General features: G+C 53.7%; 27 protein-coding genes and 1 pseudogene. 25 read left to right on the top strand and 3 right to left on the bottom strand.

Features of this window, described 5'->3' with window-relative positions:
- Positions 1–195 precede the first annotated feature (195 nt).
- From GBAG_RS21480 to GBAG_RS21470, 3 genes and pseudogenes are all read left to right on the top strand, one after another.
- Positions 196–564, top strand: a complete 369-nt coding sequence (locus GBAG_RS21480) for a hypothetical protein (protein WP_034500190.1) — start codon at positions 196–198, stop codon at positions 562–564.
- Between the two features lie 58 nt (positions 565–622).
- Positions 623–1,111 carry a hypothetical protein gene (locus GBAG_RS21880; RefSeq protein ID WP_051873770.1) on the top strand — a complete coding sequence of 163 codons (489 nt, stop codon included), beginning with the start codon at positions 623–625 and terminating at the stop codon, positions 1,109–1,111.
- A gap of 85 nt (positions 1,112–1,196) precedes the next feature.
- Positions 1,197–1,334 (top strand): annotated as a pseudogene (locus tag GBAG_RS21470) (succinate dehydrogenase flavoprotein subunit); the annotation flags it as partial.
- A 471-nt stretch (positions 1,335–1,805) separates the two neighbouring features.
- Here GBAG_RS21470 and GBAG_RS23190 read toward each other — a convergent pair.
- A complete protein-coding gene (locus GBAG_RS23190; RefSeq protein WP_281630607.1) occupies positions 1,806–1,928 on the bottom strand; it encodes a hypothetical protein in 123 nt (40 codons plus the stop codon).
- 206 nt (positions 1,929–2,134) lie between these two features.
- On the opposite strand from GBAG_RS23190, the gene GBAG_RS21460 reads away from it, so the two are divergent.
- Entirely contained in the window at positions 2,135–2,419 is a 285-nt protein-coding gene (locus tag GBAG_RS21460; protein WP_034500183.1) for a hypothetical protein, read from the top strand.
- Positions 2,420–2,480: 61 nt separating this feature from the next.
- On the top strand, positions 2,481–3,302 hold the full coding sequence (locus GBAG_RS21455; RefSeq protein WP_034500182.1) for a DUF932 domain-containing protein: 822 nt from the start codon (positions 2,481–2,483) through the stop codon (positions 3,300–3,302).
- 37 nt (positions 3,303–3,339) lie between these two features.
- Here the strand turns inward: GBAG_RS21455 and GBAG_RS21450 are convergent, their stop codons facing one another.
- Positions 3,340–3,864 carry a lytic transglycosylase domain-containing protein gene (locus GBAG_RS21450; protein WP_034500181.1) on the bottom strand — a complete coding sequence of 175 codons (525 nt, stop codon included), beginning with the start codon at positions 3,862–3,864 and terminating at the stop codon, positions 3,340–3,342.
- 579 nt (positions 3,865–4,443) lie between these two features.
- Here GBAG_RS21450 and GBAG_RS21445 point away from each other — a divergent pair.
- Entirely contained in the window at positions 4,444–4,839 is a 396-nt protein-coding gene (locus tag GBAG_RS21445; protein WP_034500178.1) for a relaxosome protein TraM, read from the top strand.
- Between the two features lie 34 nt (positions 4,840–4,873).
- Here GBAG_RS21445 and GBAG_RS21440 read toward each other — a convergent pair whose 3' ends face one another.
- Complete coding sequence (locus GBAG_RS21440; RefSeq protein WP_034500176.1) at positions 4,874–5,515, bottom strand: Arc family DNA-binding protein; 642 nt, start codon at positions 5,513–5,515, stop codon at positions 4,874–4,876.
- Between the two features lie 196 nt (positions 5,516–5,711).
- Between GBAG_RS21440 and GBAG_RS21435 the strand changes: the two genes are divergently transcribed.
- The 19 genes from GBAG_RS21435 (at position 5,712) to traG (ending at position 24,192) form a co-directional block, all read left to right on the top strand.
- On the top strand, positions 5,712–6,065 hold the full coding sequence (locus GBAG_RS21435; RefSeq protein WP_034500173.1) for a type IV conjugative transfer system pilin TraA: 354 nt from the start codon (positions 5,712–5,714) through the stop codon (positions 6,063–6,065).
- A gap of 2 nt (positions 6,066–6,067) precedes the next feature.
- Positions 6,068–6,370: a type IV conjugative transfer system protein TraL gene (traL, locus tag GBAG_RS21430; RefSeq protein ID WP_034500203.1), complete on the top strand. Its 303-nt coding sequence runs from the start codon at positions 6,068–6,070 to the stop codon at positions 6,368–6,370.
- Positions 6,371–6,375: 5 nt separating this feature from the next.
- Entirely contained in the window at positions 6,376–6,957 is a 582-nt protein-coding gene (locus GBAG_RS21425) for a TraE/TraK family type IV conjugative transfer system protein (protein ID WP_034500171.1), read from the top strand.
- An 11-nt stretch (positions 6,958–6,968) separates the two neighbouring features.
- Positions 6,969–7,709: a type-F conjugative transfer system secretin TraK gene (gene traK, locus GBAG_RS21420; protein ID WP_034500169.1), complete on the top strand. Its 741-nt coding sequence runs from the start codon at positions 6,969–6,971 to the stop codon at positions 7,707–7,709.
- Entirely contained in the window at positions 7,706–9,112 is a 1,407-nt protein-coding gene (gene traB, locus GBAG_RS21415) for an F-type conjugal transfer pilus assembly protein TraB (RefSeq protein WP_034500167.1), read from the top strand. Before traK ends, traB begins: the two co-directional genes overlap by 4 nt.
- A 71-nt stretch (positions 9,113–9,183) precedes the next feature.
- Positions 9,184–9,741 carry a type IV conjugative transfer system lipoprotein TraV gene (gene traV, locus GBAG_RS21410; protein ID WP_034500165.1) on the top strand — a complete coding sequence of 186 codons (558 nt, stop codon included), beginning with the start codon at positions 9,184–9,186 and terminating at the stop codon, positions 9,739–9,741.
- Entirely contained in the window at positions 9,738–12,338 is a 2,601-nt protein-coding gene (gene traC, locus GBAG_RS21405; RefSeq protein ID WP_034500164.1) for a type IV secretion system protein TraC, read from the top strand. The genes traV and traC overlap by 4 nt, the downstream gene beginning before the upstream one ends.
- The gene (trbI, locus tag GBAG_RS21400) at positions 12,335–12,751 is read left to right on the top strand and encodes a type-F conjugative transfer system protein TrbI (RefSeq protein ID WP_034500201.1); all 417 of its coding nucleotides are present in this window, start codon (positions 12,335–12,337) and stop codon (positions 12,749–12,751) included. The genes traC and trbI overlap by 4 nt, the downstream gene beginning before the upstream one ends.
- A complete protein-coding gene (traW, locus tag GBAG_RS21395; protein ID WP_034500161.1) occupies positions 12,748–13,380 on the top strand; it encodes a type-F conjugative transfer system protein TraW in 633 nt (210 codons plus the stop codon). Before trbI ends, traW begins: the two co-directional genes overlap by 4 nt.
- Positions 13,377–13,673: a hypothetical protein gene (locus GBAG_RS21390; protein WP_034500160.1), complete on the top strand. Its 297-nt coding sequence runs from the start codon at positions 13,377–13,379 to the stop codon at positions 13,671–13,673. Before traW ends, GBAG_RS21390 begins: the two co-directional genes overlap by 4 nt.
- 227 nt (positions 13,674–13,900) lie before the next feature.
- The gene (locus tag GBAG_RS21385; RefSeq protein WP_034500159.1) at positions 13,901–14,122 is read left to right on the top strand and encodes a hypothetical protein; all 222 of its coding nucleotides are present in this window, start codon (positions 13,901–13,903) and stop codon (positions 14,120–14,122) included.
- Between the two features lie 176 nt (positions 14,123–14,298).
- Entirely contained in the window at positions 14,299–15,303 is a 1,005-nt protein-coding gene (gene traU / locus GBAG_RS21380; RefSeq protein ID WP_034500156.1) for a conjugal transfer pilus assembly protein TraU, read from the top strand.
- 9 nt (positions 15,304–15,312) lie between these two features.
- Positions 15,313–15,933 (top strand): type-F conjugative transfer system pilin assembly protein TrbC, encoded by a 621-nt coding sequence (gene trbC, locus GBAG_RS21375; RefSeq protein ID WP_034500155.1) that lies wholly within the window; start codon positions 15,313–15,315, stop codon positions 15,931–15,933.
- Positions 15,930–17,792, top strand: coding sequence for a type-F conjugative transfer system mating-pair stabilization protein TraN (gene traN / locus GBAG_RS21370; protein WP_034500154.1), 1,863 nt, complete (start codon positions 15,930–15,932; stop codon positions 17,790–17,792). The genes trbC and traN overlap by 4 nt, the downstream gene beginning before the upstream one ends.
- Positions 17,789–18,574, top strand: coding sequence for a type-F conjugative transfer system pilin assembly protein TraF (gene traF, locus GBAG_RS21365; RefSeq protein ID WP_034500152.1), 786 nt, complete (start codon positions 17,789–17,791; stop codon positions 18,572–18,574). Before traN ends, traF begins: the two co-directional genes overlap by 4 nt.
- An 8-nt stretch (positions 18,575–18,582) precedes the next feature.
- On the top strand, positions 18,583–18,876 hold the full coding sequence (locus GBAG_RS21360) for a hypothetical protein (protein ID WP_246864894.1): 294 nt from the start codon (positions 18,583–18,585) through the stop codon (positions 18,874–18,876).
- A complete protein-coding gene (trbB, locus tag GBAG_RS21355; RefSeq protein ID WP_034500150.1) occupies positions 18,866–19,468 on the top strand; it encodes an F-type conjugal transfer protein TrbB in 603 nt (200 codons plus the stop codon). The genes GBAG_RS21360 and trbB overlap by 11 nt, the downstream gene beginning before the upstream one ends.
- 114 nt (positions 19,469–19,582) lie before the next feature.
- On the top strand, positions 19,583–20,947 hold the full coding sequence (gene traH / locus GBAG_RS21350) for a conjugal transfer pilus assembly protein TraH (RefSeq protein ID WP_034500149.1): 1,365 nt from the start codon (positions 19,583–19,585) through the stop codon (positions 20,945–20,947).
- Entirely contained in the window at positions 20,947–24,192 is a 3,246-nt protein-coding gene (gene traG / locus GBAG_RS21345) for a conjugal transfer mating-pair stabilization protein TraG (RefSeq protein WP_034500148.1), read from the top strand. Before traH ends, traG begins: the two co-directional genes overlap by 1 nt.
- The last annotated feature ends 4 nt before the right edge of the window (positions 24,193–24,196 follow it).

The raw sequence follows: 24,196 nt of genomic DNA, 5'->3' as shown, positions 1-24,196 counted from the left end.
TGTGCCCGGTGGGGTATCTCACGGCCGCGTTCTCACGCGGAGGGCTTTTCGTAGCACCGCCTCCGTCCAGAAAACAAGGGTGAAATGCACTCGCTGTGCTCGCCCTTGTTTTCTGGCCAGCGCCGTCGCTCCTTTGCCCTTCGCCGCGAGAGAACTCACCGAGAGATGACATAACCACCAGAGGAGTAAACCAGCATGAACACACACAACGTCAAGACCGCCGCTCCTGAATCTTCCGAAAGATGGGGGAAAACCACCGCCATGCGCACGGATGGCTTTATCACCAATGTTGATTCCTGCCATCCGTATGACGTGATCCGGGCTGATGTGGTACTGGCGCGGCTGGAGAAACAGGCGGGTCGGCGCTGCGGTCAGTTCTACGAGATTTATCAGTCCCACCTGCTGGGAAGTGCACTGGACTACCTGGCACAGTTGCCACTGAAAGACCGCCCCGTGTTTATCGGTGCGGCGGCAAAGCGGGGTTACATGCTGACACTGGCGGAAGAACAACGCGCTCAGGTGGATTACGACACCCTGATGTCCCAACTGGCTGCGGAAGACTGATTTATTACCCGGTGGCGGCGTGAGGCTGCCACCGCTTAACCTGAAAGGAGAACCAATCATGTCACAGAATCTGAACTGCACCACCCCGGATACCGCACCACAGACAGCCGTTCCGATGGCGTTTGTGCGCACCACCACCGCCGATATCTGGTGCCACGCGCAGTGGCTGGGCGGTGAATGGGTCACCGAATGGGGCCAGAAAACCCTGGGCGCGTTGCAGGAAAACTACCCCGATATGGCCGTGATGAGTGTGGCCGAACTTATCGATCTGCAAAATGAAAAGTACCGTACTCCGGTGTTGGAAATCACCGGGGAACGTTACATCGATCAGCTTGAAGTGTTGCCGCCGATGGACTGGTGCCGCACGAACAACGGGGAGTCGTTCAAATCCATGGAGATGTACGCCGGGGATGTCACCAGCATTTTTGTCCGAACCGAAGGGCGTTTTTTTGAGTTCCGCGATGTCTGCACCCTGTCACATGCACAGGTGCTGGCGCGGGTAGAAACAGAAGTTTTGTCCGGGAGTGCGTCATTTTCCGGGCATTAAAAAAGCAGGCTTACGCCTGCTTTCTCGTGCCGGTTTCTCCGTCGAAAGCTAAACCGGCTATCAAAACCTACATGGAGATTAAACCATGACATTTGACCCACAAATAGTTGCACAGGCTAACCAGTTTGTAAATGCCTTACGCAGCGGAAAACCTGCTCATGTTCCGGTGCTCAAGCTGGAGCACTGGCAGCAGTTCATGACCACCGTTAACGCAGGATATGGTGCCGGTTCCGGTAACGGCAACACGCCAAGTGTTTACCCGGCACTGGGCCTGGCCTGATCTGAAACACGCCGCTCCTGACGGGGCGGCTTTCAGGGGGCGAGGGGTCAGGCCCTTGAAAACAGACCGACCTGAAGCCTGTACCTGTTCTGAAGCGCCGTGAAAAACTCGCGCACCGGCCGGTGCGAACGGCAGGAGAAGGGCAGCGCTGACGCGCTGCTCTCTCCCGTTCCCCGCATTGTCTTTCCGGGTATGGGTCATATATCCATTTTTACCTTCCTGATGCTTTTCCGATTGTGACGGCTCTCATGGTGGCCGTATCTGATGGTTATTCTCTTCCACCATAACCCCGTCAGGGCAATGGCCCCCTTCGGCTCTCCGTCCGTTCCGGCCGGGTCGTCAGCCCCACTCCGACGGGCAGCTGCACGGCAGCGGCCAGTCTCCGCCGAATCCCTTGCGGGTTTCGGGCTTTCGCTAGGGTCTGATGGCAACGGCCAGGTCAACCTCTGCTGCGGGCCGTTGGCCCACGCCTTCACCGCGCCGGTGAACCGTCGCTTTAAAGCCGCCCCGACGTTCCGTCGTGTCGGGTGTGTGCATTCTGTCTGCTGCTCAGGTGAGCCATCACCCCGGCCAGTTCTCACGCGGAGGGCTTTTCGTAGCACCGTCTCCGGCCAGAAAACAAGGGTGAAATGCACTCGCTTTGCTCGCCCTTGTTTTCCGTCCAGCGCCGTCGCTCCTTTGCCCTTTGCCGCGAGAGAACTCACCGAGAGATGGATTAACCACCAGAAGAGGATAAGACCAGAATGCACACACAAAACGTCAAGACCGCCGCTCCTGAATCTTCCGAAAGATGGGGTAAAAAATTCACCATGACTCACCTGACCGACCTGTTTTTGTACGTGATGGTCAACAGCGAGGGGCAGAAACAACCGGGCATTTTTGTCCCGCCACCGGAAGGCGATCTGCATATTGCTGTTCGTGAGGACGGCGGCGAAACGGTGATCGTCTGGACGCAAAATGGCTGGCCACTGGCGGCAGCGATACCCGAAAGCGGTTATCTGGCCGTGCTGACCGGCATAGCGGAATAAACCTCAGATTTAATAACGGCAGGGAAAACCTGCCATTAAACGACTTGAAAGGAGAAATGAAATGACCACACTGGCCTCCCGTTTTCGCGCTGCAAATTTTATTCGTCGTGACCGTGCATTAACGAATGATGAACTTGAAAAATATGTGCCGAGTGTATTCAGCGGTGATAAACATAATTCCCGTTCAGAGCGCTACACCTATATTCCTACCATTACCCTGCTTAATAAACTGCGTGAAGAAGGGTTTGAGCCATTCTTTGCCTGTCAGACGCGTGTGCGCAATATTGATAAGCAGGAACATACCAAACATATGTTACGCCTGCGCCGCCGTGACACAATTACCGGAACTGAAGTCCCGGAAATTATTTTACTTAACAGCCATGATGGCTCGTCAAGTTATCAGATGATCCCGGGAATGTTCAGATTTGTATGCATGAATGGCATGGTGTGCGGAGATACATTCGGTGAAATTCGTGTGCCGCATAAAGGGGATATTGTTGGTCAGGTTATCGAGGGCGCATTTGAAGTCCTGAAAACATTTGACGACATTGGCGATAATATGGCGGAGATGAAAACGATTAATCTTAATCCCGCCGAACAACGCCTGTTTGCCACCGCCGCTCTGGACTATAAATACGGCGAAGAACGCCAGCCCGTTACCGCCAGCCAGATTCTGGAACCGCGCCGTTTTGAAGATCGCAAAAGTGATATCTGGACCACTTTTAACCGGGTGCAGGAAAATTTAATCAAGGGGCGTTTACCCGGTATTACCGCTCAGGGAAAACGGACCCGAACAAGACCCGTGACCGGAATTGATGGTGATGTGAAATTAAATAGAGCGCTCTGGAAACTGGCGGAAGAGATGGCGAAAATCAAAGGCTGAAAAATAACACCCCGGTTAGCCGGGGTTTTTTATGTCATTAATCTGGTGTTTGCGTACTGGCCTTATTACGCGGCAACGTACTGTATTCTCCCACTGTACCAGACTGCTCTGTCAGTGATTTCCTCGCCAACAAAATCCTGTAAATACTCTTTATCTCAGAAGCATATTTTTTGCGCTGCGCAATCAGTTTCTGAGCCGGGCCCGTATTATATATTCCGACACTGTCCCAGTTACGCCCATATGACCTGAAGTTGTGCGCCAGTACCCAGGCACCGCTGTAGACACAAATACAGGGATCACTCAGTAACCTTTCCCGGTCAATATTAAAACGGTTCAGTTTTGAATAATGTGAACTGTTCACCTGCATCCCGCAGACATCTTCTGTTTTATTTCGGTTGTCTTTATTCACGGCATCAGCTCTGAGGTGGCTCTCTTTAATAGATATAGCCATGATCAACAATGGATCGATCCTGAAGTCATGCCCGGCCTGATCGAAACACATTTGCGGGGCAGCAGCACAGGATAATGCGAGAGGAAGCAGTAGCAATGGTAATTTATTCATTATCAGGATACCCACGGGAAAGGTGTTAAATCAGACGACAGGCCAGGCAAATAAAAAATACCCGCCGCCATCATTTTTATCAAGATAATTCACTCCAGACGCGCGTGAGCGCTCCTGTTTAGCAGAGAACCCGTACGCCAGAATATATCATGTGAGAACAAGCTCACTTATTACCAGCCGCTCTTTGCTGACCCTTTAAAACACCACACCCCACGCAAGACTTCGTCTTGCAGATATTTACTTATAAATCATTTGCATACATCGATAAAAAAAGCGCGAAATTGATGCTTGAGGGGGTTTTATCGTACATACCGACACTATTACATCATAGGATTAGAATACCTGTTGGTGTCGGTATGTGTTACATATGTCGTACAATTGTAGATGTGTCATAATATCATTGAATTAGGTATCGTACAGTGTCACACTGTGAGACATAATAGTGTACAAACCTACTACTGTATAACCACTTACGTAACGGATCAGGACGTTGATAACACAGCATCTTGCGGTATCACGATTTTTACAAACTAATTAAGTTAGTGTCGGTTCCGACACCATCTCAGTAAGGTCATTAATATGGGAAGAGTAGGGATTTACCTTAAAGATAAAATAGAGCGAGAAGTACGTGATATCGTTCAACAGGATTTACAGAACGGTGCGAACCCCGGCGAAGCAAACATTTCAGCTACCTGCAATGAACTAATACGGCTCGGATTGTTAGTTTATAAAAGAGATAGTGATGATGGGCATCAATTCGATCTGGAGGGATATCAAAGAGACCTTATACGAAAATCTGCCGGCTCAAGAGAGGGTACTGTACTTATTGCAACATTACTCGCTGAGATGTACTTGAAAATGACAGGGAAAGATGGCGAGGCTAAACTGGAAGATACCCTTGATATGCTATTAAACAGCATTAATACCGCAGAAGATGATGCGGAATCCCGACACTTCGTTAATAATGCAGGATGACTCTAAGGGCCGGAAGCAAACCGGCCACAACAAGTCAGGATGGGTTGGATTTATCCCATGGAAACACCTCTTTTTCAATTACGGCTATTTTCTCTTTTAAAAACACTTCAAACTCCATACACAGTACTTTCAGTGCCTGACCATCCTCATTCTGGTCAAGTATTCGCTCAGTAAAATATCCCAATGTATTCATTAACCTTGTCAGCATTTCGTCATTAAGACTGCGTTTGTGAACCCTCGCCATTACTCGTATTTCTTCAGCAAGATTCTCAGGAATGCGCATGCTGTAACCGGTAGTTTTTCCCGGAAGCAATACTCGCTCTCCCTCACGCCACATCCACAACCGCTCTGTAGGCGTATCATATATATTTTCATTATCACCCTGACACTTCTCACCATCGAGTAATTCACCCAGCCATAACTCAAATTTCACCGCCAGTGATATCAGGCGTTCTCCCTCCGCAGTTTTAATGACTGGCTTCTCAGAATGGTAATTAAGTGACAATAACAACCTTGCGATAATTTCATCATTAACGCTTCTTTTCCCTGCCCGGGCACATATTCGTAATTCCATAAGCAAATTATCAGGCGCCCGCAGCCGCCACTCAACAGCCTCACCTGGACGGAACTTTCGAGGGCGCCCACGGCCATCCCACATTTTCTCTTTAACTTTCATAGGTGTAGATCTCCCATGCAACACAGAAACCCTCTGGAAGGCAAAGCCTACGCACAACCATGCTCAGATAATTCCGAAATATTTATATTTATGTGACACGGTTCACAGTTTTTTTTTTTTAGGGTCATGGGACAATGTCGCGTGAGTAAACAACCACTTACTCACATAAATTTTGTTTACATCCGGAGAAACAAGCATGTTCACTCAAGGTTATGCCCTTAATGTCGAAAAGGGATGGGCGGTAGCGTCTTTATTTCGAAAGGCTCGTGAAAATCGCCAGTTAAAAAAACTCATCAAAAACGGAGGGTTGGTTTTAATTTCACTTATGGTCGCTCACCCGGTACTCGCCTCTGGTACTGACCTGCTCGCCTCTCAACAAGCAACGGTGAGCTCCACGTTCGGCTCGGGGTCGTCAATTGTGAAGTGGTTTTATATTGCCGAAATTATTATTGCCTTATTCACCTATATTAAAGTCCGTTCTCCTCTCGTTTTCCTGGGGCTGGTTATTTGTATTATCTTCACCCGCATTGCCTTTGCTATTGCGAGCTGATGATGAATGGGGAAGAGGATAAATATTACTTCCCGGAAACACTCAATCAGCAGGACCGCTATTTTGGTTTACCCCTCGATGAACTCCTTATTGTCGCGCCGTTGGTTATTCTCGGTGTGCTTAACAATATGTCTACGGAACTTTCCATCATAGCGGGCCTGTTGTGGGCATTAATCAGATATCTGAAGAAAGGGCAGGGGTCGTTCTGGTTACTTAATTTCTGTTACTGGCATCTCCCCTCGCTCTTATTCAAAGTTTCCTTCCGACAGATACCTGATTCAAGTTTCCGACACTGGAGGGCGTAATTCCCATGAAAATGAAAATAAAAGGCGAGCGCGATAAACAACTCAGCTATGCGTTTATAGGTCTCGCCTCATTATTAGTTCTCAGCGGCATGGGAAATGTGCTGACAGGTTCACTGGCGTGGCATTTCGCCACCACCCAGAAAACAGTTACCACGCCTATGACTTATAACCAACCCTTTACCTCTGACGCTGTCGGCGCTGATGCTTCCGGCATGACCATGTTCGCCTCTTCCTTTATATATTGGCGGCTGAACGTGAGTCCGGAAAATATCGACAATAACCAGAATATGCTGCTCGGCTTTGTCCCTTCCACCGAACGGGATGCACTGAAGAAAGCGCTGGACGTTGAAGCTGAACGCATCAAGAAAGGGGGCATCACCACCCGCTTTGATACGAAGGATATTCGTGTCATGTCCGATGGCTCTGTGGAGTTCAGCGGCACACTGAAATCCGCCACCACCAATGGTGCTATCACCACGCCCCTGAAGGACCAGGCAAAAACCTACCGTCTTAAAATCAGCTACAAGAACGGCATTGTTAATCTTCATTCGTTCGAGGAGCTTCAGCAGAACCCCCCAACCAACTGACAGGACTGCCCATGAAACTTCGTATTTCACCGGCGGCTGCTGCTGTGTTACTGGCATCGGGAATCTTCACCAGCGGCCTTCGGGCCGCTACCGCTCCCGCCGCCATCCCGTTTGAGAACGACGCCGCCTTTAATGTCACTCTCAGTAATAACAACCCCAGCAAGGTTGTTATCGACGGGGAACTGATTACCAGCATCAGCGGGCCATCCGGAGCCTACGACCAGAGCACAACGGAAGACGGCGCACTCATTTTGTCACCGCTTGTTGCGCAGAACTTCACGCTGTTTATACAGACTGACCACGGCTCATCGCTGAGCCTGAATGTCAGACCACAGACCGGTAACGGCAAGACCCTGCGCTTTACACCCATGTCACCACCATTGCGTAAGAACGACGACGCGAAGGCATGGGAAGAAGGGCAGACCTATGAAAAAACACTGGTTGCCCTGTCCCGCGCCGTGGTGAACGGTCAGGTGCCTGACGACTATGTGGAGTATCCCGTCAGCCGTATGACGGCGTACACGCCAGCCACATCCGTCCGTCTGACACCGGAGCGCCAGTTTATTGGCAATCACCTGCGCGTTGTCCGTTTCCGCATGAACAACCCCGGCAGTATTACCCAGAGCCTGCGTGAGCGTGACTTCTGGCGCAAAGGGGTCCGGGCCGTCATGCTCTCGCAAAACCAGCTTTACGCCGGTGGTGAAGGGTATGCCTGGATTGTGTTTTCAGATGATGGGGTACCGCGCTCATGAGTCTGAACGAAAACCTGAAAACCCGCCGGACCCAGCTTGCTGTCCTGTCATCCGTTATCGTTATCGGGGCCGCTACCGCCGGCGGCGTCGTATGGTACGGCAGCCACCAGGAACAGCAGAGAAATCCCGCGACAGCCACCGCACCGAATATGACCGGGGTCGTGACCGCCACCTTTAACGAACAGGTTAACGACGCGGCACTGGCCCAGCAGCAGGCTAAAACATCCTCGCTTGAGCAGCAGCTCGCCACCCTTGCTCAGCAGGTCACGCAGAACAAACTGACCACCGAACAGAAGCTGACCGAAAAGGATGCTGAAATACAGCGCCTGACTGACCAGCTCACTAAAGCCCCCGGCAGCAGCCAGACCCCCGGACAGCAGACACCACCTGCTGGCCAGAACGGAACACCACTCCCGGGACCTGTTGCTGCCGGTCAGGCCCGACCGCCTGAATACACCATCACCCCCACCAGTGCGACGGGGGCCGTCAACATGGGGCTGGGCGGGGGTTTCTATCCGGGCGGCTCCGGTCAGCGCATAACAGGCGGGCTGGCCACCACAAAGTTCACGTATGACAGCCTGAAAAAAAAGCCGACAAAACTTCCCTGGATACCGTCCGGCTCATTCTCTGATGCCATCATGATTGAAGGGGCTGATGCCAACGCCAGCGTCACCGGTCAGCAGAATACTCAGCCCGTGACTATCCGCCTGTTGGGTAACATCCAGATGCCCAATAACAAAGAATACAGCGCCGATGGCTGCTTTGTTGTGGGTGAAATCTGGGGTGATATTTCCAGCGAACGCGGGGTGGTTCGCACCAAATCGATAAGCTGTGTACTCAAGAACGGGAAGCATGTTGATATGGAGTTTGATGGCCACGTCAGTTACCAGGGCAAAGGCGGTATACGTGGTAAGCCGGTGATGCGTAACGGCATGATTGTCGGTTACGCCGGGGCAGCCGGTCTTCTGTCCGGGTTTGGCGAAGGGATAAAGTCCGCCGCCACACCTTCAGTTGGACTTGGGGCCACGGCGGATGTGGGGGCCAGCGATGTGTTTAAACAAGGACTGGGCGGTGGGGCCAATAAAGCGGCCGACACGCTGAGCCAGTACTGGATTAAGCGCGCCGAACAATATCACCCGGTGATTGATATTGGTGCGGGTAACCAGGTCACCGTGGTGTTCCAGAAGGGCTTCCGACTGGAAACCCTGGAAGACGCTGAAGAGGAGAAAGCGAAGGAAGTGTTGCAGCAGGCCGGTAATGCCGCACAGGGCGCTGTCGCACCACAACCCGCCACTCAGACCACTCAGGCCACAACAACCCGCACTGCCTCAGTCGGTAACATTAATCCGGATGACGTCCTTCGTCAGGCCAGCCAGCTGCGCCTGGGCGACACCATCAACTGAGGTCTCCGCTCCCGTACTGAACCCGCTTTTGAACGTTTTACCCCCTCTGAAATACCAAACGGAGTTATCCCATGAAAAAAATGATGGGCGCTGCACTGCTGTGTAGCGCGCTGACTGGCTGCGCCGGTCTGAATTCTGATTTCGACTGCAACAAGAGTGCGACCGACCAGTGCCTGACCACCAGTGAGGCCAATAAACTGGCCGCACAGGGCAAAAGCCTGGATGACCTGACGGCGGAAAAAGCGACAAAAAAGCCTGCGGGTGAAACCCTGCCGGCACTGCGTAACACAGCGCCGACCGTCAGTCCATTGCGCCCTGTCTCTGTCGCAGCAACCGGAACCTCCCTCGCTAAGCCGATTGCACCGCGACCACTGGCCACCGCCCCAGCTGACAGTACTGGTGCGGTCGTTACCCCCCAGATGACAACGGGGCCGATCACGCCATCCACGCCCGTCAACACGGCGGGGCGTGTTCCGGTCCAGCGCATTCCGGACGCAACACAGCGTCTGTGGATTGCTCCCTGGGTGGATACGGATGACAACTTTCATCAGCCTGCCGTGGTCGAGTTCGTGAAGAATAAATCCCACTGGGATGAAAGCTATCGTGTTATCGGGGAGGGGGGAGAATGAGCATACTCGACAGTCTGATGGGGCTGGTTAACAGCCGCAAGCAGGAGGATGGGGCCTCGACAGCCCGCGCTAACCTTGAACAGACCTGGGGATATCCGTCTCTGGTCTCAGCCCTTCCGTATCGCTATTACGACGACGCCAGTGAGCTTTTCATTAATGCTGGCTCTGCCGGATTCATTCTCGAAGCGGCTCCGCTTCCGGGTGCGAATGAGCAGGTGATCGCTGCGCTGGATGACATGTTGCGTAAGAAACTGCCGCGCAAAACACCGGTAAGCGTCATTCTCGTCGCCAGTAAATGTGTGGGTGAACGAATTTCACGCGGCGTCAGTACCGACATGTGGAAGGGGGGGATGGCCACTCATCTGAATAAAATCACCCGGGCTTTCTGGCAGCGTTCGGCACTGAAGGGGCTGGCGAACGAGCGTGAATATCCGTTGTACCTGCGTAACTACCGTATCTTCATTGTATTCGGTAAACCCGCGAAGCGCTTCACGCAGCAGGTGATGGACGAACTTGTGCAGATACGTAATACCATCCGTGTGTCGCTCAATGCTGCGCGTATTGAGTCGATAAATACGGATGTGAATGCTTTTCTCTCCATCATGCGCGAGATGATGAACTACCGCCATGATCAGGTCATGACCTCCAGCGGCGATTACAACGAGGATGAAAAACTCAACCGCCAGGTGGTGGACTCGGCCATCGATGTCCGGGTGCGTCCGTCGCATATTCGCGTCGAACTGCCTGAAAGCATCGATGCGCTCGGTACGCGTCTGCCGGCATCCGCCTGTCGTATCGTAAATATGCAACTCAGTAAAAGCCCGAAACGTTTTGCGCTCTGGCAGGGGGCAGACAACCTGCAGAACCTGCGCTTCCCTGATCTTGGCATTCCATGTCCATTTATGATCACCTGGACCACGGAGCTGGAAGAGCAAACGGCCACCCAGAACGAAGCGCTTCGTAAGGACATGGACCTCTCGAAGAAAGCCAACTCGGCCTATGGCCAGCTGTTTCCGGGGACGAAGCGGCAGGCGGAGGAATGGCGTCGCAACCGCGAGCAGTTGTCCAACAACGAAATCGCTTTCTGCAGAATGTCCCTTAACCTGACCCTGTTTACCCCGGACAACAACACCGATGCACAGTCCTGTGAGCTTGCGGCCGTGAACGTGTTCCGTAAGAACGATCTGGAGATGGTGACGGTGCAGTACCAGCAGATGCGTAACTGGCTGGGCTGCTTCCCGTTTGTGATGCAGGAAGGGATGTGGGAGGACATGAAAATGACCGGTGCCACACTCCGGTGTAAATCGTGGAATGCGGTGAACCTGATGCCGGTCGTGGCCGAACGCCAGTTATCACATGTGGGGATGCCGCTACCAACCTACCGCAACCAGGTTGCCTTCTTTGACATGTTCGGAGAAGAGAACGGCAGCACCAACTTCAATATCGCGGTCACGGGCACCTCCGGCGCAGGTAAATCCTTTCTGACACAGGGCATTTTGCGCGACGTGCTGAATGCTGGCGGCTTTGCCTGGGTTATTGATATGGGTGACAGCTACAAGAACTACTGTCATCAGGCTGGCGGGGTGTACCTGGACGGTGCGAAGCTGCGCTTTAACCCGTTTGCCAACATCAAAGATATCAATCACTCCGCTGAGGGGATTGTTCGTTTGCTGACGGTGCTGGCCAGCCCCGGTGAGGCACTTGATGGCGTCTGTGAGGCTATTCTGCAAAAAGCGGTGATGGATGCGTGGGAGAAAAAGCAGCGCAGGGCGCGTATCGATGACGTTCACAACTACCTGACCAGTCCGGAAGTGAATGGAGCGTTTGCCGACAAGCCCACCATCATTTCCCGCCTGGCAGAGCTCGCTATGCTGCTCGAAACCTACTGTACCTGGGGACCGGACGGCGAATACTTCAATGCTGACAATCCTACGCTTGATGGCGAAACCCGCTTTGCCGTGCTGGAACTGCTGAGCCTTGAGGACAAACCGAAGTTGCTGTCTGCCATCCTGTTCTCGCTCATTCTGGCCATTCAGGAAAAGATGTACCACAGCCCGCGTGACCTGAAAAAAGTCTGCATCATCGATGAGGCATGGCGATTGCTCGGCGGCTCCAACCCGCACGCCGCGCGCTTTATCGAAACCGGCTACCGTACCGTGCGTCGTCACCGGGGATCGTTTATCACCATCACCCAGGGTATCAAGGACTTCAGTGCCAGTAAGGAAGCGGAAGCCGCCTGGAACAATAGCTCCACAAAAATCACCCTGCTACAGGATGCGAAGGCCTTTAAACAGTACCTGTCTGATAATCCGGACCAGTTCTCTGACATGGAAAAAGAAGTTATCCGGGGCTTTCAGCCCGCGCTGCAGACCGGCTACAGCTCACTGCTTATCAGTGCCGGGGAATTCAGCTCCTTCCACCGTCTGTTCGTCGACCCTGTGACTCGCGCCATGTTCAGCTCGCGCGGTGAGGACTTCGCCTTTATGCAGAACGCACAGGGGGCGGGAGCCACAGCCGAAGAAGCCGCTTACCTGCTGGCCGAGAAGAAATTCGGTCCGGAACTCCTTGAACTTGAAGAATGGGTGAAAGCCGCATGAGTGAAAACAATAAAAAGCCGACTGATGGGGAGACCGTCCGGGGTGGCGTGGCGATGGGCAAGTGGCTGACGGCCAGACGCATGAAAATAGCCGCCTGCGTGCTGGTCTCTCAGATGGTCATGACCGGGATTGCCTGGGGGCTGCTGAAGTCGACCACACCGGAAATGGTGGTGTTTGATATGAAAGGAACGGTCGACCTCTTTATACAGCAATCTGCGCAGTTGCAACTTGATGAGGCGAAGGCAAAGGTGCTGACGACACGATTTAACGTGGCGCTCAACGACAGTCTGAGTGACTGGCAGGCATCTCACAACGCCATCGTGCTGGTCAAGCCTGCCGCCATGAGCCCACTGAAGGACATTACGGCTGACATCCGCAGCGACATTGCCAGACGCATTCAGGAGGGCCAGTGAGAAAACGACTGCCACTGACTGCCCTGCTGCTGGTGCTGTCTGCCAGTAGCGGGGCGAAAGACCTGGGGACCTGGGGAAATGTGTTTGAGCCTGCCGAGCAGGACATGCTGGACTTCATCCAGCATCGTCTGAAGGGGATGGAGCAGTCAGGAGAACTTGACCGACTGCGTGAGGAAGCCACGGACAGAGTGAAGAAACATGCTGTTCGCCCGGCGCCGGTGGAAGGACTGAGCAACGCGGTGCAATACCGCAGCTTTGCATTTGATCCGACGTTCACGGTGAAGGAAACCATTACCGATATGCAGGGCAACATCATCGCCCGCAAGGGCGACAAGGTGAACCCACTGGATAAAGTCCCGTTCAGTCAGGTGCTCTACTTTATTGACGGTGATGACAAGGCACAGTTGGACTGGGCTCGTCAGCAAATCGCGGGACAGACAAACATTAAGGTGATCCTGGTGAACGGCAATATCAAAGAAACCAGCGATGCACTAGATGAACGTATTTTCTTCGACCAGTCCGGTGTCCTGACCCGTAAGTTTGGATTCGAACATACCCCCGCCCGTATTTCACGTGATGGCCACGTGCTGAAAGTGGAAGAAATTCCGGTAACAGGAGCAAAAAAATGACCGCAACCACATTAGGTGATCTGTTTCCCGACTTGCGCAATGCCACCTGTGGTCAGGAAAAAAAGTGCAAATCCGGTAACAAGATAACCCGGCAGGGGACAGCGGAGAGACTCAAAGCCCTGTATCCGGAAATTGAGTCATGGCATCCCGTCTTTGCTACCCAGGCATGGTTCAGATGGCTCTCAGAAAATAACATGGAACTGGTTGAACCAGACGGGCGTGACGAACGCTTCCCGGAATATCTTGTGGGGCTCATCAAGGAAAAAATGGTGGAGATGGGTTCATGGCGATAACCCCGATTATGGCCTCTCCCCCTGTTCCCCGTGACGCGTCGGTACCGGAGTGTAAGGGGCGTCTGTTATGACCATAACAGCGGATACGCTTTTGTCTTCCTCTTCCCTGTTCAATCACACTGATCCAACTGCCACGTCATTCAGGATGTTCGGTGCTCACTGAGTTGCGCGCCGCCTCAGCCTGAATGGCGTACCGGTTTTCTTTTCACCCCCGACAAGGTAACACCATGAAAAAAGACCCTGACTGTGAAAAGGGCCGGAATGTCACCATCTCATCTGTTCGTCATGATGAGGTTTCAGCCAGGCAGCTGGAAGAGATCCTCCGTGACAACCCGCTGTACAAGCCTTCCGCTGTACTGCGCGGTGCCATTCTTGCCCTGTATGAAATGAGCCCAAAACAACGCCTGGACGTCATTATTAAAGCTGCCAGTCACGCCAGAGATGACTGACTTTTCCTCTTAGCCCTCCCGCCACAACGATGGCTGCGGCTTGCCCGGAGATATCCCATGACTCACCCTGACAATATCAGACCGGTGACGGTGACCCGTGACCCTTTCTGGTTCCCCTCGACAGCTTTACAGATCCCAGCCGGGAATGCCGTCCCTCAATGGCTGCGGGAGGCAACATGACGTTCAGAGCCTGCCTGACCGGGATAATCCTTGCGATCGTGTGCTGGACTGCCTCGCTGTCTTCTGCCTCCGCCGCCACCAGTAATGCCGGAGATGGCCGCTGGGTGAACCCCATTTCGGATGTCTGCTGGAAATGTCTGTTTCCGATGTCGCTGGGCAGCATTCAGCTGGCCTCCGGCCCTCAGCCAGACACCACGAATCCGGCCTCACCCATCCAGATCTGCCCGATGGGGATTTTGTACCGTGTTGGCCTGGCGATTGGATTCTGGGAGCCAATGGCTATGGTGGACGTCACCCGGGAGCCGGGTGTGATGGTCAATATGGGGGGATTTAAAATCGACCTGGGACGCACCGGGACGGGAACGGCGGGGCAAAGTGACCGACCGGCCGCCGGGGCGTTCTACCATGTGCACTGGTATAAATATCCACTGGTTTACTGGCTCAACATCATCACGACTGCCGGATGTATGCAGACCGGTGACATGGACATCGCCTACCTTTCCGAAGTCGACCCGACATGGAATGATAGTACGCTGGCCATGATCCTCAATCCGGAAGCCGCGCTGTTTAATAACCTTATCGCCCAGGGCGCGTGTGCGGCTGACGCGGCATCCAGCTCGGCAGGTTTGCCCCTTGCGCCCTTATTCTGGTGCGCCGGCAGTCAGGGAAGCATGTATCCGTTTACCGGTTTCACCAGTGGTGAATTTTCCCCCCTTGAGTCCTCGCTTCTCGTCACCGAAAGGATGGCGTTCAAAATGCACAGAGAGGGGCTGGTCTGGAATTCGGTGGGGGCGGATGTGGCGGTCTGCCATGAGTACCCGTCACCGATTATTCCCAAAGAACGATGGCGATATCAGATGGTGAACATGTATCCCGCCACCAACAGCTGTTATCCGTTTGGTGCCAGCACCCAGATTTGGGGCAGCACGCACAACTCCCCCCAGTCAAAGAAAAACTTTGGTTATCTCCTGTGGCGTAAACGTAACTGCGCCTATACCTGAGGTCTTAATATGAAAACTGCCTTATGTCAGCTCCTGCTCATGAGCGGGTTGCTTTCCTGCGCCCCTGTCGTACTGGCAAGCGAGCAAACACCGGTTTCGTCACAGGATATGACCAGGATGAAACAACAGCAGAGTTCGCTGCAGACGTTTCAGGATGCCATGCGCAACCAGTCGTTTCAGCTGCCGACCGCCCAGCAGGATCTGATCGACAAGTTACAGCAGGATATCGGTCATCAGCAGGCGCAACAGGAGGCTGGCGAGAAGAAGTCATTCCCTGCGCTGTATTTTGTCAGTCTGGGTATTCCCCGGGAAGGCTTACTGCCTATGCTGCAGGATGCCCACCGCTATGGTATCCCGGCAACGCTCAGAGGGCTGGTGAATAACGATATGCGCCAGACGGCGTCGCTCATGTTTGAATTATCGAAAGAAGATAAAAACATCGGCGTTCAGATTGATCCCACGCTTTACCGCGACTACGGCATTACCACGGTGCCCGCACTTGTGGTGACCTGCCCGGGCCATTTCGACATTGTCCGGGGCAGCCTGCCACTGAAGGCGGCACTGGAAAAAGTGGTTGAGCGCGGGGAGTGTGCTGCCACGGCTCGCCAGCTACTGGGAGGGCAGCCATGAAAAAATTACTGTTTATCGCCCTTTGTATGCTGGCCGGAGTGGCGTTTGCGGATGCGACCAACGATGCTTTTAACGAGGGAGCGAGTTTTGGTAAAGGTCATGTCTCTCAGGGAACCGGCAGTCTGAATAATCCCGGCACTGTGACAGGCTCCATTCCGGGTTACACCACGAATCCGCCAGAAAGTGGCTACTACGGAGGTGTTCAGGGTGGTGATGGTGGAATAGGGAATAAGGGGCAGACGGCAATAGGCAGTAATGATGCCGGTCAGGCCATCATCAGTTCCGGTACAACCAACCCTGTTCCCACCATTGACCCGAATGCCCCGTTTATCGAATACGGCAAAAACACGGAAGGGTCCGCAGGCTCAATCATGGATGGTTCCGGTCAGCAGTGTACAGAAACATCCGTCAGCAAAACGACCTTTGAGAACTATACCTGCGACAGGGATGTGGCGGTTATTCAGACCTGCACCAGGACGGCATCGATTGTGGTCACCGGCAGTACGGAAACCCAGAACACCACGCTTGAGCTGAACGCGCAGGCCGGAAGCCTGACACTGGAAGCTGACTACTGGCTTCGCTATGACTTTGTGATGCAGGAAAGCGGCGTCATTTCGCCCGGGACTGTGAATTTTTCCTATCCCTCGCAACCCGGCTATCACGGGGGGCGCCTCGATTACTCAGTATCGTTCAGAAGCGCTTCGGTGCGGATCAACTTTAACCAGTCTCAGGCAATGAACTTTGCCCCTTTTGCCGTCAGCAAAGGCGACACGGTAAGTTTGCGCATCCGTTCTAACACGGATGGACACTACGCAACCTACCGTGATTCCCTGGTAAAAAATATTCAGGCAGCAGGCTATATTGTGAAACTCACGGTGCCGTTTGCGGTACAGCGCGACACCACAAAATCATCCTTGCAGTGGAATGAGTCCTGTAATTTTGACAAGTCGCAGTCTACAGGGCTGAAAGAAACCACCTGTGTTGATCCGGGCGGGGATCGCTCTGTGACGCAGAACGGTAAAACCTTCACGGAGCACAGCGACTGCTGGCAGTATTCCGATGCTTATGCCACGGCGACGAACTCCACCGGTAACTGCAGTGCGCTGATGAATGACAGGAACTGCACCCGGGCAACGACAGCCTGTACAGAGATGGAAAGCGGCGTTTGTGTTCATCAGAGTGAATCCTGGCAATGCCAGAAAACCTACACCTCGGGTGGGCTACTGTGCGGCGGAGATTACTATTGCAAAACGGGCGACTGTAATGACGCAAACGGTGCCGGAGATAACGGCTTCGATGAGGCGGTGGCAAAACTGGCGGGGCTGGCCTCTGCCGGCGATGAGGTGGCCAGCAGTCAGGACCAGGTGAATGTGAAAGCATTTACGGGGAATACGATGCGCTGCCGTAAAGCGTTCGCCGGCTTTTCCAACTGCTGTAAGGACAGTGGGTGGGGGCAGGATGTGGGACTTTCTCACTGTAACAGTGATGAAATGGCCCTCGGCAAAGCAAAGGCCAAAAAAGTCACGGTCAGAGTCGGGGAGCGCTGTGATCATAAGGTCCTCGGTGTCTGTGTCCAGAAAAGTCAGGTTTACTGCGTCTTTCAGGGCAAACTGGCCCGTATTATCCAGGAGCAGGGGCGTCGGGACCAGTTGGGTGTCAGCTTTGGTTCGGGTGACAATCCCGACTGCCGTGGCATCACGGTGCCGGAACTGCAGAACATCAACTTCGATAGAATTAACTTCTCTGATTTCTACGACGACCTGATGAATAACCAGAAAATCCCTGACACGGACGCAATGGTGAAGCAGGTGAAAGACAGGATTGCCGCGCAGGTGAATCAGCAGGGAGGGCCAAAATGAAAAGACTGCTGTGGGGCCTGCTGATGGCCGTGACCAGTCTGCAGGCCATCGCGGAGGAGATAGTGACTCCCGCTGACCCGTTTACAGGCTGGTCCTGGTATAACGAACCGAAAACGCCCCCGGACAAAACCAAAAAGCCCCAGCCCTCTGCACCGCTGCAGACTATCCCGGATTTGAGTAAAATGTCCGCGATTGAGCAGGCAAAGGTGCTGAAGGGGTACACAATGGAGGCGCTTAACCGCGCCATCCTTTACCCCACACGGGAAAATACGGCCACGTTCCTGCGTTGGCAGAAGTTCTGGACCGACCGGGGATCGATGTTCAGTCAGTCCTTTGCTGCCGCCCAACTCAGTCACCCCGATCTCGACTACAACCTGGAATACCCGCATTACAACAGCATGGCCCCGTTTATGCAGACCCGTGACCAGCAGACACAGCAAAATGCGGTGGAGCGGCTCGCGCAGCAATACGGCCTTTTCTACTTCTACCGTGGCAGTGACCCGATTGATGTACAGATGGCCGGTGTGGTGGCGGATTTCGCAAAAACCAACGGCATATCGCTGATCCCGGTATCAGTCGACGGGCAGGTTGCGGCAACCCTGCCGCAGAGCAGACCGGACACCGGTCAGTCCCGCTCGATGAGCATCTCACATTTCCCTGCGCTGTTTCTGGTTGACCCGAAAAGCAAAAACTATCGCCCGCTGTCGTATGGCTTTATGACCCAGGACGATTTGTCGAAGCGTTTTCTGAACGTGGCCACTGGTTTCAGACCTCAGTCGTAAGGAATCTTATGAAAAACGATGTGTTACCCCTCGTCCGTGATGCAGGGCGACTGTGTTTGTATTGCATAAAAAGGACTGGCCTGATGAACGTGATGCTGCTGGCGGGTTTGATTTTCTGGGGCACGATGTCGCTTGTGCTTAGCGAGCTGATGACTGTTTCCGTCACCATGACGCAAACTGGGCTGGTCTGGCTGAGTTACGGCCTGTGGGCGATAGCGGGTGCACTGGTTGTCCATGCTGTCATTCGTGTATTAAGAGAAAGACGCACAAAACATAACGAGGGGGGTCGCCATGAAGTGTAAAACTCACCTTGTCGCGCTGCTGCTGGTTCTGCCCGCGCTGGCTCATGCCGGGATTCGGGAGGAAATCATGGCCCTTGAATCAGCGAAGCCGGGGGCGTCGGCACCGGTTGCCGCCGCCGCGCCCGACCCGGTTAAGCCCTCGAGTCTGATGCAACTGCCGAATGGGCGACGTGCTGATATGAAGGATTATGCGGTCGTGCTCTTTATGCAGGCCCATTGTCAGTACAGCGCAAAGTTCGATCCACTGCTGAAGAGCTGGGCTGACCAGCATAATATCAGGGTGTATCCCTACACCCTGGACGGTGGAGGGGATGGCTCGTATCCGAATCCACTTATCCCACGCAAACTTGACCCGGCCGCCCCGATTGCTGATGAGATTGTCACCTTCTTTGGTAACGGCCTGCCCATCGCCACACCCACGGCGTTTGTGGTGAACGTCAATACCCTGAAAGCCTACCCGCTGACGCAGGGCGTGATGGATATTCCGGTACTCGAAAGCCGCTGGGCCAGCCTGATTCAGGCAGATATCGACAACGTCGACCCGAAAACATTGCCGCCGATGCCTGCCAGTGCGCAGGTCACTCCTCAGTAATACAACCGGACTACAAAATGACTACTTACACGTATGCGTTGCCGCGTACCGAAAGCGTGTGGCTGTTATTCAGCAACGAGTCGCTGCACAACACGCAGAAAAGGGAGGTGCGGCATGATTAAGTCTCTGATAACGGCGGCCGGTATTTTTTTGACGGGCCTTGCTGCACAGCCTGCACAGGCCGATGTGAACGGTGACCTGAACGGTTTTTTCGGTAGCCTCGGCTACAGTGGGAACGTTTCACAGGCACAGGCCTGGCAAGGGCAGGCGGCAGGTTACTTCTCGGGTGGCTCGGTGTACCTGCGTAACCCGGTTAAAAACGTTCAGCTTATCTCGATGCAGCTGCCGTCGCTGAATGCCGGCTGCGGCGGTATTGATGCGTATCTGGGGGCGTTCTCCATGATAAGTGGCGCGGAAATCCAGCGCTTCGTCAAACAAATCATGAGCAATGCCGCCGGTTATGCCTTTGACCTGGCGTTGCAGACGATGGTGCCGGAGCTGAAGCAGGCAAAAGACTTTCTGCAGAAGCTGGCCAGCGATGTGAACTCCGCCAACATGAGTTCATGTCAGGCTGCGCAGGGCATCATTGGCGGTCTGTGGCCGGTCACTCAGGTTTCACAGCAGAAAATCTGTCAGGACATCGCGGGTGAAACCAATATGTTTTCGGACTGGGCGGCGTCCCGTCAGGGATGTACGGTCGGCGGGCAGAGCGACAATGTGACTGGCCGGGCAAACGATAAACAGAAAGACCAGGTGCTGAAGAACAAAAACCTTATCTGGGACACGCTGAGCAGGAACGGACTGCTCACAAATGACCGGGCACTGAAGGAGCTGGTGATGAGCACGGTCGGCTCCATCATTTTCAACAACGCAGGCAACGTGACGATCCTAACCCCGCTTGTCGACAACCGTGACCTGATAAAGGTGCTGATGCGGGGCGGCACGGCGAAGGTGTATGGCTGTGATGAAGCCACGCTGTGTCTGGCTCCGACCGTGAAGGACATGACCATCACGGAAGCGAACGGGCTGGTGACGCTGGTGAAAAACCTGATGCTCTCGATGCAGAATAAGCTGGTTGATGACCAGGCCCTGACCGATCAGGAAAAAGGCTTTATTAACACGACGTCAGTACCGGTCCTGAAGTATCTGACCAATGCGCAAAGCATGGGGATGAGTGCGACCTACCTGCTGCAGGTCTCCGACTTCATCGCGCAGGACCTGATGATCCAGTACCTGCAGGAGCTGGTCAAACAGGCGAGCCTGTCACTGGCTGGCAAGAATTTCCCGGAAGAGGCAGCTGCCAGACTGCGCGACAACATTATTCATGCACAGGGACTTCTGGCTGACATGAAGCTGCAGTCGGCGGCTGACCAGAACGCACTCGACGGGATTGACCGCAACATGCAGTACCTGCAACAGCAGGTATCCACCATCGTTTCAGGCTCTTACCAGAACAACTACCACTGGGGTGATCGCTGATGCTTGAGATCTACACAATATATGGCGGGGGAATGTGGAAAACGGCGCTGGACGCCGTGGTCACCCTCATTGGCTCCAACACCTTCAGTACGCTGATGCGTATGGCCGGTACTTTTGCGGTGCTCGCGGTCGTCGTGACGTTCATTAAACAACGTAACCCGATGGTGTTTGTGCAGTGGCTGGCCATCTTTATGCTGGTCACCACTATTCTGGTGGTCCCGAAACGTTCCGTACAGGTGATTGATATCTCTGATCCTGCAGCGGTCTGGAAAACAGACAATGTGCCGGTCGGTCTTGCAGCCATTGCGTCGCTGACGACCAGCATCGGTTTTAAGTTAACGACACTGTATGACTCGCTGATGGCGCGTCCTGACTCGGTGACCTACAGCAAAACCGGTATGTTGTTCGGCTCGCAGATTGTGGCGGAAACCAGTGACTTCACCACGCAGAACCCGGAGCTTGCGCAGATGCTGCCGGATTATGTGGAGAACTGTGTCATTGGCGACATTCTGCTCAACGGCAAGTACACCGTTAACCAACTGCTCAATTCCACTGACCCACTGACGCTTATCACCAGTAATCCGAGTCCGCTGCGGGGCATTTTCAGAATGACCTCCACGACGCGCCAGTTTCTGACCTGTCAGCAGGCAGCGGCAGAAATCAAAACGCTGGCGACAACAGAGGCCAGCCCGGGCAGTGCCACCTTTACCTGGATGACGCGTAAGGTCTTTGGCAACAAGCTGAACGGGGCCAGTCTGCTGTCGACTGCGATGGGTGAGAGCTATGGCTACTTTTATGCCGGTGGCATGACGGCGGCGCAGATCATGAAGAACAACATCACCAACAGTGCCGTGCGTCAGGGCATTAAAGGTTTTGCTGCTCGTTCTTCTGACACTGCCAATCTGCTGAACCTTGCCACGGAAAACGCGGCCACCAAACAGCGTCTGAGCTGGGCGGCGGGTAATGAACTGGCCACCCGAACGTTGCCATTTGCGCAGTCGCTGCTGATGCTGATTCTGGTGTGTCTGTTCCCGTTGATGATTGCACTGGCGGCGTCGAACCACAGTATGTTCGGGCTCAATACCCTGAAGATTTACATCGGCGGATTCATCTATTTTCAGATGTGGCCAATTATGTTCGCCATTCTGAACTATGCCTCTAACTTCTGGCTACAGTCGCAAACGGGGGGGACTCCCCTGGTGCTGGCCAACAAAAACATTGTGGCATTACAACATTCCGATGTGGCAAATCTGGCGGGATATCTGGCGCTATCTATCCCGGTCCTGTCGTTCTATCTGACCAAAGGCGCGTCGGCCATTGGCTCGCAGGTAGCAGGCAGTGTACTCAGCTCGGCGGCGTTCACCTCGGCCGGTGTTTCCGCCACGACCGCCGACGGTAACTGGTCATTTAATAACATGTCGATGGACAACCTCAGTCAGAACAAGATGGACTCCAACCTGGTGCAGCGTCAGGGCCAGCAGACGTGGCAGGCTGATAACGGCTCGACCCAGACCATGACAGCGGGTGGCCACACGGTTATCGACGGTTCCGGTGCGATGTCGAACCTTCCGGTCAATATGAAACTCAGCCAACTGGCCAGTAGCGGGTTCCAGGAGTCAGCACGACAGTCGCAGGTACAGGCACAGACGGCACTGGACGGTTACAACCACAGCGTGACCAGCGGCTGGTCGCAGCTCTCGCAGTTGTCCAACCAGAGTGGCACCAGTAGCTCACTGAGCAGTGGCAGTGAAAACAGCCAGGCAACAAATGCAACGCGCGGGGCCAGCATGATGATGTCGGCGGCAGAGAGCTATGCCAAAGCCAATAACATCTCTACGCAGGAAGCGTATAACTCGCTTATGGATATCAGCAATCAGGGGGCTATGTCTGCAGGTGTCAAAGCCACCGCAGGTGGAGGGCTTAATCTCGGGGTTGTTAAAGCTGGAGTCGAAGGGAGTGCGGGCACGGAGATTCGCCACAGTACAGGCAGTTCGCGTGGCGTTCAGAATTCTGATTCACACAGCCAGGATATGCGTCATGACAAAAACAGCCAGGCGGTTAACGACTTCCGACAGGGTATGGATATGGTCACCAGCAGTCGTGTAACAGAGGGTGCAAATCATACCGAGAATGCGGGTACCAGCAATGTTCAGCAGTTCGCGGCAACGCTTAATGATGCGCAAAGTCAGTACCATCAGTACACAACCAGTGCGACTAACAGTAACGAATTCAGCCGTATGGCGACGCTGGCGCAGAACGAAAGTGCGAGCCTCGATACCAATTACACTCAGGAGTTTGTGGACTGGGCGGGTAACAAATACGGTGACAAAGCACAGACGATGCTGACCAGCGCACCAAGTGCTCGTGAAGCAGCAATGGAGTTTGTGAATGAGCGCCTTAAACCGGAAATAACCGGAGATTACCAGCAGGGACGCGCAGATCTCGTCAGTGGCAATGAGCATGCCGCTTTCAGTGGTGCGCATGTCGTTCAGCCGGATCAGGGTGATAACTCCACGGGCGTATCGCAAGGTGTTACGGCGAATCAGCAAGGGCAGGTCTCAGGAAGGACATACAGTGGAGCGGCAGTGCAGACGGTGTCTGGTAACATTGTGGCGAGCGGAAACGGTCACTATGCAGGTGGTGAGTCAATACAGGGTAACAATCCAGAGAGTCGGTCTTCGAGCCCTGATTCTCCGACCTCAGTCACAACAACCGTAGCGCTTGGGGGGAATTCAGATGCGACTGTACCGCAACATGCCGGCCCTCAACTGAGTGATATCACACGCGCTGCTCACGAAGAAAGTCATGCCGTCGGTGGTGGGAATACAGAGTCTTCGATCAGGAATATAACCAGCGAACCGGGCCGGAGCGTGCAGGGTGAGCGTGCTCCCGAAAGTGAGATGGAGAATAACTTTAAGCAAAACCAGGCGAAGATTCATGAGCAATCTGGTCAGGGTTTTGGACCACAAAATGAGATACAACGTCGGGTTGCGGAACAAAGATCTGAAAATGAGAAGAATATCAATGAATCTGCTGGTGAAATAGTTAAAAACCGATCCACTGTTCAGGCATCCAGTGATATTCTTAAAGGAGAAGATGCGAATGCACAAGGTAAATTCCAGCTTGGAAGAGCAGAAGCGGAACTTGATCAATCAAGTAAATTAAACCCGTTTAATGACCTTCAGCCAGATGAATTGGAAAATAGAATTAAAGAGCTAAGGACGAGAACAGGAACAGGAGGGTGATGAC

Source organism: Buttiauxella agrestis ATCC 33320 (assembly GCF_000735355.1).
GTDB classification, from domain to species: Bacteria; Pseudomonadota; Gammaproteobacteria; order Enterobacterales; family Enterobacteriaceae; genus Buttiauxella; species Buttiauxella agrestis.
This window is presented reverse-complemented; position numbering and strand designations above follow the sequence as displayed.

Excerpts from the sequence above, each read along its gene's own strand:
- traU (WP_034500156.1), top strand. The coding sequence starts at position 14,299 with ATGACGTTCAGAGCCTGCCTGACCGGGATAATCCTTGCGATCGTGTGC.
- GBAG_RS21360 (WP_246864894.1), top strand. The coding sequence starts at position 18,583 with ATGAAAAACGATGTGTTACCCCTCGTCCGTGATGCAGGGCGACTGTGT.
- GBAG_RS21440 (WP_034500176.1), bottom strand. The coding sequence starts at position 5,515 with ATGAAAGTTAAAGAGAAAATGTGGGATGGCCGTGGGCGCCCTCGAAAG.
- traC (WP_034500164.1), top strand. The coding sequence starts at position 9,738 with ATGAGCATACTCGACAGTCTGATGGGGCTGGTTAACAGCCGCAAGCAG.
- GBAG_RS21435 (WP_034500173.1), top strand. The coding sequence starts at position 5,712 with ATGTTCACTCAAGGTTATGCCCTTAATGTCGAAAAGGGATGGGCGGTA.
- traL (WP_034500203.1), top strand. The coding sequence starts at position 6,068 with ATGAATGGGGAAGAGGATAAATATTACTTCCCGGAAACACTCAATCAG.
- trbB (WP_034500150.1), top strand. The coding sequence starts at position 18,866 with ATGAAGTGTAAAACTCACCTTGTCGCGCTGCTGCTGGTTCTGCCCGCG.
- traN (WP_034500154.1), top strand. The coding sequence starts at position 15,930 with ATGAAAAAATTACTGTTTATCGCCCTTTGTATGCTGGCCGGAGTGGCG.
- trbC (WP_034500155.1), top strand. The coding sequence starts at position 15,313 with ATGAAAACTGCCTTATGTCAGCTCCTGCTCATGAGCGGGTTGCTTTCC.
- trbI (WP_034500201.1), top strand. The coding sequence starts at position 12,335 with ATGAGTGAAAACAATAAAAAGCCGACTGATGGGGAGACCGTCCGGGGT.
- GBAG_RS21450 (WP_034500181.1), bottom strand. The coding sequence starts at position 3,864 with ATGAATAAATTACCATTGCTACTGCTTCCTCTCGCATTATCCTGTGCT.
- traF (WP_034500152.1), top strand. The coding sequence starts at position 17,789 with ATGAAAAGACTGCTGTGGGGCCTGCTGATGGCCGTGACCAGTCTGCAG.
- GBAG_RS21390 (WP_034500160.1), top strand. The coding sequence starts at position 13,377 with ATGACCGCAACCACATTAGGTGATCTGTTTCCCGACTTGCGCAATGCC.
- traG (WP_034500148.1), top strand. The coding sequence starts at position 20,947 with ATGCTTGAGATCTACACAATATATGGCGGGGGAATGTGGAAAACGGCG.
- GBAG_RS21880 (WP_051873770.1), top strand. The coding sequence starts at position 623 with ATGTCACAGAATCTGAACTGCACCACCCCGGATACCGCACCACAGACA.
- GBAG_RS21385 (WP_034500159.1), top strand. The coding sequence starts at position 13,901 with ATGAAAAAAGACCCTGACTGTGAAAAGGGCCGGAATGTCACCATCTCA.
- GBAG_RS21460 (WP_034500183.1), top strand. The coding sequence starts at position 2,135 with ATGCACACACAAAACGTCAAGACCGCCGCTCCTGAATCTTCCGAAAGA.
- traV (WP_034500165.1), top strand. The coding sequence starts at position 9,184 with ATGAAAAAAATGATGGGCGCTGCACTGCTGTGTAGCGCGCTGACTGGC.
- GBAG_RS21425 (WP_034500171.1), top strand. The coding sequence starts at position 6,376 with ATGAAAATGAAAATAAAAGGCGAGCGCGATAAACAACTCAGCTATGCG.
- traH (WP_034500149.1), top strand. The coding sequence starts at position 19,583 with ATGATTAAGTCTCTGATAACGGCGGCCGGTATTTTTTTGACGGGCCTT.
- traK (WP_034500169.1), top strand. The coding sequence starts at position 6,969 with ATGAAACTTCGTATTTCACCGGCGGCTGCTGCTGTGTTACTGGCATCG.
- traB (WP_034500167.1), top strand. The coding sequence starts at position 7,706 with ATGAGTCTGAACGAAAACCTGAAAACCCGCCGGACCCAGCTTGCTGTC.
- GBAG_RS21445 (WP_034500178.1), top strand. The coding sequence starts at position 4,444 with ATGGGAAGAGTAGGGATTTACCTTAAAGATAAAATAGAGCGAGAAGTA.
- GBAG_RS23190 (WP_281630607.1), bottom strand. The coding sequence starts at position 1,928 with ATGCACACACCCGACACGACGGAACGTCGGGGCGGCTTTAAAGCGACG.
- GBAG_RS21455 (WP_034500182.1), top strand. The coding sequence starts at position 2,481 with ATGACCACACTGGCCTCCCGTTTTCGCGCTGCAAATTTTATTCGTCGT.
- GBAG_RS21480 (WP_034500190.1), top strand. The coding sequence starts at position 196 with ATGAACACACACAACGTCAAGACCGCCGCTCCTGAATCTTCCGAAAGA.